We start from the raw sequence: 14,154 nt of genomic DNA, 5'->3' as shown, positions 1-14,154 counted from the left end.
TGTGATGAAAGGCAATAAGCAGAGCGTAAAACCCGGCGTCCAGTGCTGGCTGACGCCGCTGGCACTGGCGATGGCGAGCCTACTGACGCCCGCAAAAGGCCGGGCTGAGAATTACTTTAACCCGGCCTTCCTTTCGGACGATCCGGCCGCGGTGGCCGATCTTTCGCATTTCGAAGGCAATGAACAGGCACCCGGTACTTACCGGGTCGATGTTTATCTGAATAAAAATTTCCTCGCCAGCCGGGATATTCGCTTTACGACGGCGAAGCCAGTGCTTTCCGCCTCCGTCCAGGCGCTACGGGATGATACCGGTCTGAGCGCCTGCCTGACGCCCGGCGCGCTGGCGCAAATGGGGGTGAATCTGGCGGCGTTTCCCGCGCTGGCCGCCGCCGCACCGGAGAGCTGTATTGATATTGGCGCTGCCATTCCGGCGGCCTCTTCGCGCTTCGATTTTGCCCGGCAGCGGCTGGATATCAGCATCCCGCAGGCGGCCATGAAAAATAGTGCCAGAGGATACATTCCGCCCGCGCAGTGGGACGAAGGCATCAATGCGTTGACGCTGAACTACGATTTCACCGGCGCGAACAGCCGCGATAACAGTGAAGGCAGCACGACCAGCAACAATTATTTCCTCGGCGTAAACAGCGGTCTGAACTTCGGCGCGTGGCGACTACGCGACTATTCCACCTGGAACTACAACAGCGGCGGCGAAGAGAGAAAAAGCGACTGGCAGCACATCAGCACCTATGTTGAACGCGATGTTATTCCCCTTAAAGGCGAGTTAACGGCAGGCGACAGCTATACCCCTGCCGATGTGTTTGACAGCCTGCCTTTCCGCGGAATACAGATCGCCTCTGACGATAATATGTTGCCGGACAGCATGAAAGGATTTGCCCCGACCATTCACGGCATTGCCAACAGTAATGCCCAGGTCACCATCAAACAGAACGGCTACACCATTTATCAAAGCTATGTACCGCCGGGCGCATTTACCATTAAAGATCTCTATCCGACCGCTTCCAGCGGCGATTTGACGGTAGAGGTGAAAGAGTCGGACGGCACGCTACACAGCTATGTCGTGCCTTACTCCGCCGTGCCGGTACTCCAGCGCGAAGGCCGCATGAAATATGCCGTAACGGCGGCTGAGTACCGGGGCGATAGCAGCCAGAAAGAGGATGTGAAATTCGGCCAGGCTACTCTGCTATGGGGGCTGCCGCACGGATTTACCCTCTATGGGGGAACGCAGTTTTCCGATCGTTACACCGCCGCAGCGCTGGGTAGCGGCGTCAATATGGGCGATCTCGGCGCTATTTCGGCGGATATTACCCAGGCGCGCAGCACCCTGGCGGATGACAGCACGCATCAGGGCCAGTCCGTAAGACTTCTGTACGCTAAATCGCTTGAAGACATCGGTACCCATATTCAGTTGATGGGCTATCGCTACTCGACGTCCGGTTTTTATACGCTGGATGAAACCGCCTGGCGTCATATGGAGGGCTATACCGGCCAGCCGGATGACGACGACAAGCCGCAGTGGCAGGACTACTACAGCCTCTATTACACCAAACGCGGCAAAGTGCAGATCAACCTTTCTCAGCCGCTGGGTCAGATGGGGTCGATCTTTTTTACCGGCAGCAAGCAGAGCTACTGGCACACCGATGAAACCAACTCCCTGCTGCAAATCGGCTATAGCGGCACGCTGGACAGTATCAACTGGAGCCTGACCTACAACTACACCAAAGCGCCGGGTGAGAACGAGAGCGATCAAATCTTTGCGCTCAGCCTGTCGTTGCCGCTAAGCCAGTGGCTACAGCCGGGCGGCGACGTGGCGGGCCATCATCACAACGTCTATGCGACCTACAGCGCCAGCACCGATAAACACCATAACGTAACGCAAAACGCCGGGATTAGCGGCACGCTGCTGGATGACAACAATCTGAGCTACAGCATTCAGCAGGGATACCAGAATCATGGCGTGGGTGCCAGCGGCAATGCCAGCCTTGAGTATGACGGGGCTTATGGCAACGCCAATGTGGGCTACAACGACAGCAATAACGGCGACTACCGGCAGGTCAACTACGGTCTGAACGGCGGCATTGTGGCGCACGCGCACGGGATTACGTTTAGCCAGCCGCTCGGCAACACCAATGTTCTCATCGCGGCCCCCGGCGCGAGTAACGTCAAGGTCGAAGGGGAGCCGGGCATTCATACCGACTGGCGCGGCTATGCCGTGGTTCCGTATGCCACCACCTACCGGCAAAATCGTCTGGCGCTGGATGTCGACTCTATGGCCGACAATGTGGATGTCGATGATGCAGTCACCAACGTGGTGCCTACCGAAGGGGCGCTGGTCCGGGCGACATTTAACGCGCACGTCGGCGAGCGCGCCCTGCTGACCATTTTCCACCTTGGAAAACCGGTGCCTTTCGGCACGACGATCACGCGTGGCGATATGCAGGGAGAAACGATCGCAGGCGAAGATGGCGAAACCTATCTGTCTGGCTTAAGCGAACACGGCACCCTGACCGCCCAGTGGGGCGATGGACCCGATCAGCGCTGCGTGGCGCATTATCAACTCCCCAATACACAGCAACCGCTGGTGCGGCAAAAAGTGGAATGCAATTAAATGAACGCGCGTATTTTATTGTTCACGGCTCTGTTTCTGGCAAATCATTGCCTGGCCGCCGTCTGTCAAAACGTTAACGGCACACCATCGGCGATTAACTATGATTTAAGCACCACGCTGACCGCCGCGCAGAATCAGCCGGGGGCGACGGTGCAACTGGCGAAAAGCCAGGAAGTGAACGTGCAGGCAACCTGTCCGGCGGGAACCTCGTCCACCGGGCGAACCTTTCGCTCCTATACCACGCCATTTACCGTGGTTGAGACCAATGGCCCCTGGCAATATTTAAAACTGGACCCTGACTACCTGGAAGGCGCGATGGAAATTCAGGATTCTGCGGCAGGCACGATTTATCCGCCTGTTGATTACGTCTATATGGAATACGACAAAAATGTGAACACCGGTACGCCGTTTTACATTCGCGATTCCAATTTACTGTTCCAGATTAAAATCGTTAAGTCGTTTATTGGGACGGTCAATATCCCACCCAAAGACATGTTTAGCGTTTACGTCACCACGACCCACGACGATCCGCTATCGCAGGTAGTTTACAACATCACCTACAGCGGCAGCGTTACCGTGCCACAGAGCTGTGAAATTAATGCCGGGCAAACCATTCTTGTCGATTTTGGCACCCTGAATAGCGGCAGCTTTAAACATGCGGGCGAAAAACCCAGGGGCGTGCGGACAAGAAGCTTTAACGTGCCGGTGAAATGCAGCGGCACCACTTCGCAGGTCAACCTGAGCATGCGCGTTCAGGCGACGCCCGATCCCCATTTTTCTCAGGCCATCGCCTCTGACAACCCGGATGTCGGCGTGGTTGTCACCAATAATCAGGGAACGGCCCTGACGCCCAATGATATCGCCAGCGCCGTTCCCTTTACCACCGATGACACCGGCGCAGCCAATATTATGCTCCAGGCTTACCCGGTCAGCACCACTGGCGAAACGCCGGAGGAGGGGACCTTTACCTCGCTGGCCAGCTTACGGGTGGATTTCGATTAAATGAATACGTTGAAATGGCTACAGGGAAGCGTGCTGTGCATTCTGCTTGGCGGTGGCGCTGTCCGCGCGGACGACAGCTATAACCTTGAGTTTACCGGCACCATTCAGGCGGAAACCTGTAATGTCGATCTCTCCAGCCTGAGTCAGAGTATCGATTTAGGGCAGTTTCCCATCGATGAATTTCAGTCCGTGGGCACCACGACAAAATTTAAACCCTTCAACATTAACCTGCTCAATTGTTCGCGTGGCATCAGCGGCACGAAGGTCTGGTTTACCGGCGAGGCCGACAGCAATAACCCGTCGCTGCTGGCGCTGACCGATACCGGAATGGGCAACGAAGCGATGATGGCCACCGGCGTGGGCGTGGAGATTCTGGATGAGAATCAGGACACCGTGAGCATCAATAATACCGATTCGGTGGTTTATCCACTGAAGGCGGGAAGAAATACGCTCTCTTTCTATATCCGCTACAAATCGACCCTTCCGCAGGTGACGTCCGGTAACGCCACGGCGGTGATGTATTTTGACCTCGAATATCAATAAGGATTGGTCATGAAGTATTTGCTGGTTCTGGTACTGGCGACAATCGTTTCCACGGGTGCACAGGCGCACGCCGGGCGAGTCTACGTCACCGGTTCCATTACGGATAACACCTGCACGCTGTCGCCTGATTCGGAAACGATTACGGTCGGCATGGGCAGCGTATCGGACCGTCAGTTCTATCAGGCCGGGGCAGGGGCCGACTGGCAGTCGTTCACCATCAATCTGGAAAACTGCGGCAGCACCGCCAGCGGTGTCACGGTCAGCTTTAGCGGCGCGGCAGATAGCCAGAACCCGGACCTGCTGGCGCTCACCGCCGGTGCCGGTAACGCGTCGGGCGTCGGGCGTCGGCGTTGCGCTCTACAATAAAGACAAAAGCCCTATCCCCCTCGGCGAAAATAGCCAGATACAGCCGCTGATACCGGGCCAGCAGTCGGCGCATCTTAACTTTTATGCGCGTTATGTGGCGGATGGCAGCACGGTAGCCGCCGGAACGGCCAACGCCTCAGCGACATTTATCTTAACGTATGCGTAATTTCCTGTTTTTAATCCTGCTGATGCTCAGCGTCACGGCGAACGCGGGCGTGGTCATAGGCGGCACGCGCTTTATTTACCCTGAGGGACGTCAGGCGCTGGACGTGCCTGTCCGCAACGACTCGCCCGCGCCGTGGCTGATCAATACCAAAATTCTCTCTGCACAACGCTGGCCGGGGGCGCAGGTGCGCACCGTTGCAGATGCGCCGTTTATTGCCACGCCGCCGCTGTTTGCGCTCTCCGCCGGACAGGAAAATAAAGTCCGCCTGATCCGTACCGCCGTGCCGCTCCCCCCGGACCGGGAAAGTCTGTTTACGCTGAGCGTTGCCGCGATACCGTCCGGGAAGGCTGGGCCGGACAGCGTACAAATGGCGATCCGTTCGGCGCTGAAGCTGATTTATCGTCCCGCCGGGCTGAAGGGCGATCCGCAGCAGGCTTATGGTCAATTACGCTGGCGGCGTACTACGGATGGCGTCGAGGTAGACAATCCCACGCCGTTCTACGTCACCCTTTTTAACGTTCGCGTCAACGGTAAGCCCGTGGATAACGCCGGGGTGGCCGCGCCCTTTGGTACGCGGGCGCTGGCGTGGTGCAAAGGGACTGCGGCCTGTCAGCTCCAGTGGCAAACCCTCAACGATTACGGGCGGGTAATGCCGCCGCTGAACGCCGACGTGCGAGAGCGCCGATAAATGTGTACTCCATCCTCCAACGATATGAAAAGAGAAATGTGTTATGTCCCGTAAAGCAGTAAAAATGAGTCGTCTGGCCCTCCTCCTGACCCTGGCGGGCGCGGTGCCAGCAGTCAATGCCGCGGACGCTGACGCGTTCACGCCTGCGCAACAGGCGCAAATTGGGCAAATCGCAGAAACGTACTTAACCGCCCATCCGGATAAAATGGGCGAAGCCGTGGCGACTTATCTGGCCGATCACCCGGAGTTTCTGATTGCCGCCAGCGAAAGTTTGCATCAGCGCCAGCAAATTGCGCAACAGCAGGCCTACGTGCAGCTTGCCCGTCAGTATCAGGCGGATCTCCTGTCAACGGACAGCCCCTCCATTGGCCCTAAAAATGCCAAAGCGGCGGTGGTGATGTTCTTTGATTACCAGTGCGCATGGTGCAGTAAAATGGCCCCGGTAGTTGAGCAGGTCATCAAATCTAACCCGGATGTTCGTTTTGTCTTTAAAGAGTTCCCGATCTTCGCCTCGCGCTGGCCCGCATCGGGTCTGGCGGCGCGCATCGGCGAGCAGATCTGGCTGAATAAAGGCGGCGAAGCGTATCTGGCCTGGCATAATGCGCTGTATGCCACCGGAAAAGTGGAGGGCGATCTGACGGAGCCGGAGATCCTGACCAGCGCGGAGCGGTATTTGACGGCGGAGCAGATCGCGGCGGTAAAACAGATGCATGATAGCGGACCGGTACACGATGCTCTGATGGTCAACCGCGCGCTGGCGCAGCATATGGGCTTTACCGGAACGCCAGCGTTTGTGGTGATGCCGCAGGCAAAAGAGGCGGACATAAAACAAATTACCGTCATTCCGGGCAGCACCTCGCAGGATATGCTGCTGATGGCGATTCAGAAAGCGAAAGGCTAACTGGCAGGGGAAGCCGGGGCGGCTTCCCGGCGTAATGTTGCAGGCATCATCCTGTCACCAGCGAATTGATGATATGAATGATACCGGACTGATACAAAGGAGTGTCACGTATTATGAATATCAGGCTATTAACGTCAGGCGTTCTCTTTTTTTCACTGTGCGCGTTAGCGGATGACGCCAGCGCCGACGGACAGCTTAACTTTAAAGGCACGGTGATTGAGTCCGGCTGCTGGCATGAATCCAGTGTGCCGATGATCCTCTGCCAGAAAAGAAATACGATTGAGCGTCATATCATTATTGAAAACCTGAGCACCAGTATTACCTCACCTAACGCCACGGTTGAACAAACCTTCCTTGATGAGGATAAGCAGCTGACGTTATTGCGTATCATCTATGACTAGCGATAGTTAAGTTATCCCCCTCAGGCAGCTATCCGGCTGCCTTATTACTATCAGCACGACGCTCATTCTTCCATCAAACGCGCCAGCGATAATTTGTGTTGCTTTGTGATTAGCCCGCGATCGTCTGTTAACGGATGATTTGCCACGGACATAAACCGCAATCCATTCACATTAAAAGGATATTAACATGGCTAAAAGTAAATTAATTCAAAGCGATACACTGACGGAAACCAGTAATGCCGCTGACGGTTTCAACCCGGCAATTGACGACAGTAAACTGAGCTACACCTCTGCACGTGTCGCTAAGCCGGTCTATAACCAGTACAAAGCGAACGCCACGAAACCGAAAGTGTTTGGCTACTATACCGACTGGTCGCAGTACGATTCTCGTTTGCAGGGTGATGACTCCGAACTTAACCGCGGTCGCGGCTACGATTTGATGAATGTCTCTCCGACCGCCTATGACAAAATCATCGTTGGCTTTATCGGGATTGTAGGTTTCCATAAAATTGACGGACAGGCGCGTGACGTAGTGGCCGAAGCGGCGGCGCTGTGCGGCAAAGTGAAATACGAGCCGACCTTCCTCGACCCGTGGGGCGATTTCCAGACCTATACCAACGTCGGTTTCAACATTAGCGGCTGGGATGTCGATCCGAAAACGGTGACTCAGGCCAACACCAAAGGTTTCCTCGGCGGCCTGCGCGATTTACAGGCGAAAGCGAAAAAGCTGGGCCACAACCTCGAACTGTCCATGAGCATCGGCGGCTGGACCATGAGTAACGGCTTCCATGAAATGGCGTCTAAAGATGCTTCCCGTAAGATCTTCGCCAAAGGGCTGGTTAAACTGTTCAAACAGTTCCCGATGTTCAGCGGCGTGGATCTGGACTGGGAATACCCGAACGATGAAGCGGCAGGCAACCCGTACGGTCCCGAAGATGGCGCAAACTTTGCCCTGCTGATTGCTGAAGTGCGTAAACAGCTGGACGCGGCAGGCCGCAGCGACGTGAAAATTTCTATTGCCGCCTCCGCCGTAGTACAAAAGTTGCAGTCTATCGATCTCAAAACGATGATTAACGCCGGTATGGATTATATCAACGTGATGACCTACGACTTCTTCGGCACCCCGTGGGCAGAAACGTTAACCCATCACACCAACCTGAAAGCGCTGACTGCTGGCGGCTGGTCGGTTGAAACGGTCGTTGATTATCTGCTGGCGGAAGGCTTCCCGGCTGAGCGTATCAACATTGGCTATGCGGGTTATACCCGTAACAGCCGCAACACGGAAATCACCAGCTTCTCCCCGCTGGAAGGGACTTACAACCCAGGTAAGAAACTGGCAAACGGCGAGTACGAAAAAACGACCGGTACGTTTGAATCCGGCACTTCTGAATGGTACGACATCATTTACAACTACCTGGACCTGGAAAACCAGAAAGGGCGTAACGGTTTCGACGTCTATACCGACCAGAAAGCGAACGCGGACTACCTGTACAACCCGCAGTCCAAACTGTTTATATCCCTGGACACCCCGCGCACGGTTAAAGCGAAGGGTGAGTATGCAGCGAACCTGGGTCTGGGCGGCGTATTTACCTGGACGGTCGATCAGGACAACGGCGTACTGGTTAACGCGGTGCGCGAAGGTCTGGGCTATGAAATCAGCAAAGAAGTCATCGACATGGAGCCGTTCTACTTCGAAGGCATCAACGTAGAAGACAAGGGTGACGAAGAAAAAGAGGATGAGAAGGACCAGGAGCCGTCTGAAGACGAAAAAGAAGATGACGTTCCGACGGTAAACCACGCGCCTAAAGCGGCCATCGAGCTGCTGGTGGTTGGTGGCTCCCGCATTCGTCTCTCCGGCGCGAAATCGTCCGATGAAGACAACGATGCGCTGCGATATAGCTGGGGCGTACCTGCGGATATCGAGGTCGACGATAAAACGGCTGAAGTTATTGAATTCAACGTGCCGAAGGTCGCCGTAGATACCGAGTTCACCTTTACGCTGTTCGTGCGCGATGTTAACGGTGAGCCGTCAACGCAGCAGCGCTTTGTGCTGACCGTCGTACCGGCCTCTTCCAGCGTCGATCCTGACGAGGAAGAAGACGAGCGCGAAGAAGATGAAGCAGACAACCAGGACGATGTTGAACCACAGCCTGAAGACGAGACCGCAGACGAAGAGACACCTCATCCGTTGTGGAATGCGACTACCGTCTACGGCGCGACCTGGGGCTCTTTCGAAATTGTCAGCTGGAAAGGCCATAACTACCAGGTGAAATGGTGGTGCTGTGGCGAGCAGCCGGATAAACATTGCAGCCAGGGCGATGTCTGGACCGATCTGGGCGCTTACTGAGTTTTCACAATAAGGCATAAATAGCACAAGGCCCCGGAGAAATCCGGGGCCTTTTTGCCGATCGTTTACCCTACCAGCAAATACGCAAACTGACGCTTTTACGCCCATAAAAAAACCCGCCATTCAGCGGGTTTTTCACAAAGCGACAACAAGCAGGCGATTAAGCCAGTTTGCTGATCTGAGCGGCCAGGTTAGCTTTATGACGCGCAGCTTTGTTTTTGTGGATCAGACCTTTTGCGGCCTGACGATCCACGATCGGTTGCATTTCGTTAAATGCGTTCTGTGCAGCAGCTTTGTCGCCAGCTTCGATAGCTGCGTAAACTTTCTTGATGAAAGTACGCATCATAGAGCGACGGCTAGCGTTGTGTTTGCGAGCCTTTTCAGACTGAACGGCGCGCTTCTTAGCTGATTTGATATTAGCCAAGGTCCAACTCCCAAATGTGATCTTTATGGACAATTCAAAGGCCGAGGAATATGCCCTCTTAGCCTTCTTTTGTCAATGGATTTGTGCAAATAAGCGCCGTTATTATGGCGACGCTCGTTACGTAGTGATGGCGCAGGATTCTACCAGCTTGTGCGGCGTGAATACAGCTTTTCCGCCATAAAATTCGCACTGCGGCGACAGATTTTCCTGTATCCGGCGGTAAGGTTGATGAAATCCCTGGTCCTTTCTGCTTTACGATGCAATCGCGGGTTAACGTCGACCCCTGTACAAGGTATAATCCGACGATTTTCACTGTTTTGAGCCAGAGATGAAGCTGATACGCGGCATACATAACCTCAGCCAGGCCCCGCGCGGGTGTGTGCTAACCATTGGTAATTTCGACGGCGTGCATCGCGGACACCAGGCGCTGCTGAAAAACCTACGCGCCGAGGGGCAAGCGCGCGATCTCCCGGTCGTGGTGATGATTTTTGAACCGCAGCCGCTGGAACTGTTTGCCGCTGACAAAGCGCCTGCCCGCCTGACCCGGCTGCGTGAAAAACTGCGCTATCTGGCGGAGTGTGGCGTTGACTATGTGCTCTGTCTGCGCTTCGACCGCCGTTTTGCCGCCCTGACTGCCCAGGCGTTTATCAGCGACCTGCTGGTGGACCGCCTCGGCGTACAGTTTCTCGCCGTGGGCGACGATTTCCGCTTTGGTGCTGGTCGGCAGGGCGATTTCTTGTTATTACAGAGAGCTGGCGCGGAATTTGGCTTTGACGTAACCAGTACGCAAACCTTCTGCGAAGACGGGGTGCGTATCAGCAGTACCGCCGTACGGCAGGCGCTGGCCAATGACGACCTTGATCTTGCCGCCAGCCTACTCGGGCACCCGTTTACTATCTCCGGGCGCGTGGTCCACGGCGATGAACTGGGACGCACCATCGGCTTTCCGACGGCGAACGTGCCGCTGCGCCGCCAGGTTTCCCCGGTCAAAGGGGTCTACGCGGTTGAGGTGATGGGCCTCGGTGGGCAGCCTTTTTTAGGCGTCGCCAATATTGGCACCCGTCCGACGGTGGCGGGTGTGCGTCAGCAACTGGAAGTGCATTTGCTGGACGTTGTAATGGACCTTTACGGTCGCCATATAGATGTGATACTGCGTAAAAAGATACGCAGCGAGCAGCGGTTTGCCTCGCTGGACGAGCTAAAAGCGCAAATTGCGAAAGATGAATTAACCGCCCGTGAGTTTTTTGGGCTATCAAACCCGGCTTAACGCCTGAGTGATAAATACGGAAACGAGAATCTGATGAGTGACTTTAAATCAACCCTGAATTTGCCGGAAACAGGGTTCCCGATGCGTGGCGATCTCGCCAAACGCGAACCGGGAATGCTGGCGCGTTGGACCGATGATGACCTGTACGGCATCATCCGTGCAGCCAAAAAGGGCAAAAAAACCTTCATTCTGCATGATGGCCCTCCTTATGCGAATGGCAGCATTCATATAGGTCACTCGGTTAACAAGATTCTGAAAGACATTATCGTGAAGTCCAAAGGGCTTTCCGGTTATGACTCGCCGTACGTGCCGGGCTGGGACTGCCACGGTCTGCCGATCGAGCTGAAAGTGGAGCAGGAATTTGGCAAGCCGGGCGAGAAATTCACCGCCGCCGAGTTCCGCGCTAAGTGCCGCGAATACGCTGCCACCCAGGTTGACGGCCAGCGTAAAGACTTTATCCGTCTGGGCGTGCTCGGCGACTGGTCGCATCCGTACCTGACCATGGACTTCAAAACCGAAGCCAACATCATCCGCGCGCTGGGCAAAATCATCGGCAACGGTCACCTGCACAAAGGCGCGAAGCCGGTACACTGGTGTGTAGATTGCCGCTCTGCGCTGGCGGAAGCGGAAGTGGAGTATTACGACAAAACCTCTCCGTCTATCGACGTTGCCTTTAAAGCCGTCGATCAGGATGCCATTCAGGCGAAATTTGGCCTGCCGGGCGTCAGCGGTCCGATCTCACTGGTGATCTGGACCACGACGCCGTGGACCCTGCCTGCGAACCGTGCGATTTCTCTCTCTCCTGAATTCGAATACGCGCTGGTGCAGATTGACGGCCAAGCGCTGATTGTGGCGAAAGACCTCGTCGCAAGCGTAATGCAGCGTATCGGTGTGGCGGATCACACCATCCTCGGCACCGTAAAAGGCTCCGAGCTGGAGCTGATGCGCTTTACCCATCCGTTTATGGGCTTCGACGTGCCGGCGATCCTCGGCGATCACGTCACGCTGGATGCCGGTACCGGCGCGGTGCATACCGCAGGCGGCCACGGTCCTGACGACTACACTATCAGCCAGAAATACGGTCTGGAAATCGCCAACCCGGTTGGCCCGGACGGCGCGTATCTGCCGGGAACGTATCCGGGGCTGGACGGCGTTAACGTTTTTAAAGCGAACGACCTGATTGTTGAACTGCTGCGTGAAAAAGGCGCGCTGCTGCACGTTGAAAAAATGCAGCACAGCTATCCGTGCTGCTGGCGTCACAAAACGCCGATCATCTTCCGCGCCACGCCGCAGTGGTTCGTCAGCATGGATCAGAAAGGTCTGCGCGCGCAGTCGCTCTCTGAAATCAAAGGCGTGCAGTGGATCCCGGACTGGGGCCAGGCGCGTATCGAATCAATGGTTGCCAACCGTCCTGACTGGTGCATCTCCCGTCAGCGTACCTGGGGCGTGCCGATGTCGCTGTTCGTGCATAAAGACACCGAAGAGCTGCACCCGCGTACCCTCGAACTGATGGAAGAAGTGGCGAAGCGCGTTGAAGTGGACGGTATCCAGGCATGGTGGGATCTCGACAGCCGCGATATTCTCGGCGACGACGCCGATAACTACGTGAAAGTGCCGGATACCCTCGACGTGTGGTTCGATTCCGGGTCTACCCACTCTTCAGTGGTTGACGTGCGCCCGGAATTTTCCGGTCATGCGGCGGATATGTATCTGGAAGGTTCCGACCAGCATCGCGGCTGGTTTATGTCCTCGCTGATGATCTCCACGGCGATGAAAGGCAAAGCGCCGTATCGCCAGGTGCTGACCCACGGCTTTACCGTCGATGGTCAGGGCCGCAAGATGTCCAAATCCATCGGCAACACCGTGTCGCCGCAGGACGTAATGAACAAGCTGGGCGCGGATATCCTGCGTCTGTGGGTGGCATCTACCGACTACACCGGCGAGATGGCGGTCTCTGATGAGATCCTCAAACGTGCTGCTGACAGCTATCGTCGTATCCGTAACACCGCGCGCTTCCTGCTGGCGAACCTGAATGGTTTCGATCCGGCGAAAGACATGGTGAAAGCGGAAGAGATGGTGGTGCTGGATCGCTGGGCCGTCGGCTGTGCGAAAGCCGCGCAGGAAGAGATCCTCAAAGCCTATGAAAGCTACGATTTCCACGAAGTAGTACAGCGCCTGATGCGCTTCTGCTCCGTTGAAATGGGTTCGTTCTACCTCGACATCATCAAAGACCGCCAGTACACCGCCAAAGCGGACAGCGTGGCGCGTCGTAGCTGCCAGACCGCGCTGTACCACATTGCGGAAGCGCTGGTACGCTGGATGGCACCGATCATGTCCTTCACCGCGGATGAGATCTGGGGCTATCTGCCGGGCGAACGTGAACAGTACGTCTTTACCGGCGAGTGGTACGAGGGGCTGTTCGGCCTCGCGGAAACCGAAGCCATGAACGATGCCTTCTGGGACGAGCTGCTGAAAGTACGCGGCGAAGTGAACAAGGTCATCGAACAGGCGCGCGCCGACAAGAAAGTCGGCGGCTCGCTGGAAGCGTCGGTCACGCTGTTTGCGGAACCTGAACTGGCGGCTAAACTGGTGGCGCTGGGTGACGAATTACGATTTGTCCTGTTGACCTCCGGGGCGCAGGTCGCAGATTATGCGAACGCACCTGCTGATGCCCAGCAGAGCGAGCTGCTCAAGGGGCTGAAAGTCTCGCTGAGTAAAGCCGAAGGTGAGAAGTGCCCGCGCTGCTGGCATTACACTCAGGACGTCGGTAAGGTGGCGGAACACGCAGAAATTTGCGGACGCTGTGTAGTCAACGTCGCCGGTGACGGCGAAAAACGTAAGTTCGCCTGATGAGTAAACCGATCTTTTCAACAGGGCTACGCTGGCTGTGGCTGGTGGTAGTCGTGCTGATTATCGATCTGGGCAGTAAATACCTGATCCTCCAGAACTTTGCTCTGGGGGATACGGTGTCTCTGTTCCCGTCGCTTAATCTGCATTATGCGCGTAACTATGGCGCGGCGTTTAGTTTTCTGGCGGATAGCGGCGGCTGGCAGCGCTGGTTCTTTGCCGGTATCGCAATAGGTATCAGCGTGATCCTGGCGGTCATGATGTACCGGACAAAAGCCACGCAAAAGCTGAATAACATTGCTTACGCGCTGATTATTGGTGGTGCGCTGGGTAATCTGTTTGACCGCTTATGGCATGGCTTCGTGGTCGATATGATCGACTTTTACGTCGGCGACTGGCATTTTGCGACCTTCAACCTCGCCGACAGCGCTATCTGCATCGGCGCGGCGCTGATTGTGCTGGAAGGCTTTTTGCCGAAGCCTGCCGCAAAAGAACACGCGTAACCGTGAATCCCGGGTGGCGCTGTGCTTACCCGGCCTGTGGTATCGTGGATGTAATGCCGGGTGGCGCTGCGCT

Annotated in this window: 12 protein-coding genes and 1 pseudogene; 12 read left to right on the top strand and 1 reads right to left on the bottom strand. The window is 55.9% G+C overall.

Translation table 11 applies throughout. The features are described 5' to 3' along the window. The first annotated feature begins 4 nt into the window (after positions 1–4). The 8 genes and pseudogenes from INT84_RS17845 to INT84_RS17810 all read left to right on the top strand — a co-directional run bounded on the left by INT84_RS17845 (position 5) and on the right by INT84_RS17810 (position 9,040). Complete coding sequence (locus INT84_RS17845) at positions 5–2,626, top strand: fimbrial biogenesis usher protein (RefSeq protein ID WP_194208081.1); 2,622 nt, start codon at positions 5–7, stop codon at positions 2,624–2,626. Beyond that, entirely contained in the window at positions 2,627–3,628 is a 1,002-nt protein-coding gene (locus tag INT84_RS17840) for a fimbrial protein BcfD (RefSeq protein ID WP_194207872.1), read from the top strand. It abuts the gene before it with no gap. Beyond that, on the top strand, positions 3,629–4,171 hold the full coding sequence (locus INT84_RS17835) for a fimbrial protein BcfE (RefSeq protein WP_194207871.1): 543 nt from the start codon (positions 3,629–3,631) through the stop codon (positions 4,169–4,171). It begins immediately after the preceding gene. 9 nt (positions 4,172–4,180) lie between these two features. After that, a pseudogene (locus tag INT84_RS17830) lies at positions 4,181–4,703 on the top strand (fimbrial protein BcfF). Further along, positions 4,696–5,391 (top strand): fimbria/pilus periplasmic chaperone, encoded by a 696-nt coding sequence (locus INT84_RS17825; RefSeq protein WP_194207870.1) that lies wholly within the window; start codon positions 4,696–4,698, stop codon positions 5,389–5,391. The pseudogene INT84_RS17830 and the gene INT84_RS17825 overlap by 8 nt, the downstream one beginning before the upstream one ends. A gap of 43 nt (positions 5,392–5,434) precedes the next feature. Next, positions 5,435–6,292, top strand: coding sequence for a DsbA family protein (locus INT84_RS17820; protein WP_194207869.1), 858 nt, complete (start codon positions 5,435–5,437; stop codon positions 6,290–6,292). 113 nt (positions 6,293–6,405) lie between these two features. Then, the gene (locus tag INT84_RS17815) at positions 6,406–6,693 is read left to right on the top strand and encodes a hypothetical protein (RefSeq protein ID WP_194207868.1); all 288 of its coding nucleotides are present in this window, start codon (positions 6,406–6,408) and stop codon (positions 6,691–6,693) included. Positions 6,694–6,880: 187 nt separating this feature from the next. Further along, positions 6,881–9,040, top strand: a complete 2,160-nt coding sequence (locus INT84_RS17810) for a glycosyl hydrolase family 18 protein (protein WP_194207867.1) — start codon at positions 6,881–6,883, stop codon at positions 9,038–9,040. Positions 9,041–9,200: 160 nt separating this feature from the next. Here the strand turns inward: INT84_RS17810 and rpsT are convergent, their stop codons facing one another. Next, positions 9,201–9,464, bottom strand: a complete 264-nt coding sequence (rpsT, locus tag INT84_RS17805; protein WP_061497808.1) for a 30S ribosomal protein S20 — start codon at positions 9,462–9,464, stop codon at positions 9,201–9,203. A 150-nt stretch (positions 9,465–9,614) separates the two neighbouring features. On the opposite strand from rpsT, the gene INT84_RS24245 reads away from it, so the two are divergent. Genes INT84_RS24245 through lspA form a run of 4 tightly spaced genes read left to right on the top strand, consistent with a single transcriptional unit; the run spans position 9,615 to position 14,081 of the window. After that, on the top strand, positions 9,615–9,785 hold the full coding sequence (locus INT84_RS24245) for a hypothetical protein (protein ID WP_370529683.1): 171 nt from the start codon (positions 9,615–9,617) through the stop codon (positions 9,783–9,785). A 7-nt stretch (positions 9,786–9,792) separates the two neighbouring features. Beyond that, a complete protein-coding gene (gene ribF / locus INT84_RS17800) occupies positions 9,793–10,731 on the top strand; it encodes a bifunctional riboflavin kinase/FAD synthetase (protein WP_194207866.1) in 939 nt (312 codons plus the stop codon). A 33-nt stretch (positions 10,732–10,764) separates the two neighbouring features. After that, a complete protein-coding gene (gene ileS, locus INT84_RS17795) occupies positions 10,765–13,581 on the top strand; it encodes an isoleucine--tRNA ligase (protein ID WP_194207865.1) in 2,817 nt (938 codons plus the stop codon). Beyond that, positions 13,581–14,081: a signal peptidase II gene (gene lspA, locus INT84_RS17790; RefSeq protein WP_194207864.1), complete on the top strand. Its 501-nt coding sequence runs from the start codon at positions 13,581–13,583 to the stop codon at positions 14,079–14,081. Before ileS ends, lspA begins: the two co-directional genes overlap by 1 nt. Positions 14,082–14,154 lie beyond the last annotated feature (73 nt).

The organism is Superficieibacter sp. 1612_C1 (assembly GCF_015234305.1).
Lineage (GTDB): Bacteria > Pseudomonadota > Gammaproteobacteria > Enterobacterales > Enterobacteriaceae > Superficieibacter.
The sequence above is the reverse complement of the archived record's forward strand: the minus strand, read 5'-3'. Positions and strand labels throughout refer to the sequence as shown.

Bases quoted from the DNA above. Each gene is read 5' to 3' on its own strand.
- INT84_RS17845 (WP_194208081.1), top strand. From the start codon at position 5: ATGAAAGGCAATAAGCAGAGCGTAAAACCCGGCGTCCAGTGCTGGCTG.
- INT84_RS17825 (WP_194207870.1), top strand. From the start codon at position 4,696: ATGCGTAATTTCCTGTTTTTAATCCTGCTGATGCTCAGCGTCACGGCG.
- INT84_RS17835 (WP_194207871.1), top strand. From the start codon at position 3,629: ATGAATACGTTGAAATGGCTACAGGGAAGCGTGCTGTGCATTCTGCTT.
- INT84_RS17815 (WP_194207868.1), top strand. From the start codon at position 6,406: ATGAATATCAGGCTATTAACGTCAGGCGTTCTCTTTTTTTCACTGTGC.
- INT84_RS17810 (WP_194207867.1), top strand. From the start codon at position 6,881: ATGGCTAAAAGTAAATTAATTCAAAGCGATACACTGACGGAAACCAGT.
- lspA (WP_194207864.1), top strand. From the start codon at position 13,581: ATGAGTAAACCGATCTTTTCAACAGGGCTACGCTGGCTGTGGCTGGTG.
- ileS (WP_194207865.1), top strand. From the start codon at position 10,765: ATGAGTGACTTTAAATCAACCCTGAATTTGCCGGAAACAGGGTTCCCG.
- INT84_RS17840 (WP_194207872.1), top strand. From the start codon at position 2,627: ATGAACGCGCGTATTTTATTGTTCACGGCTCTGTTTCTGGCAAATCAT.
- ribF (WP_194207866.1), top strand. From the start codon at position 9,793: ATGAAGCTGATACGCGGCATACATAACCTCAGCCAGGCCCCGCGCGGG.
- INT84_RS17820 (WP_194207869.1), top strand. From the start codon at position 5,435: ATGTCCCGTAAAGCAGTAAAAATGAGTCGTCTGGCCCTCCTCCTGACC.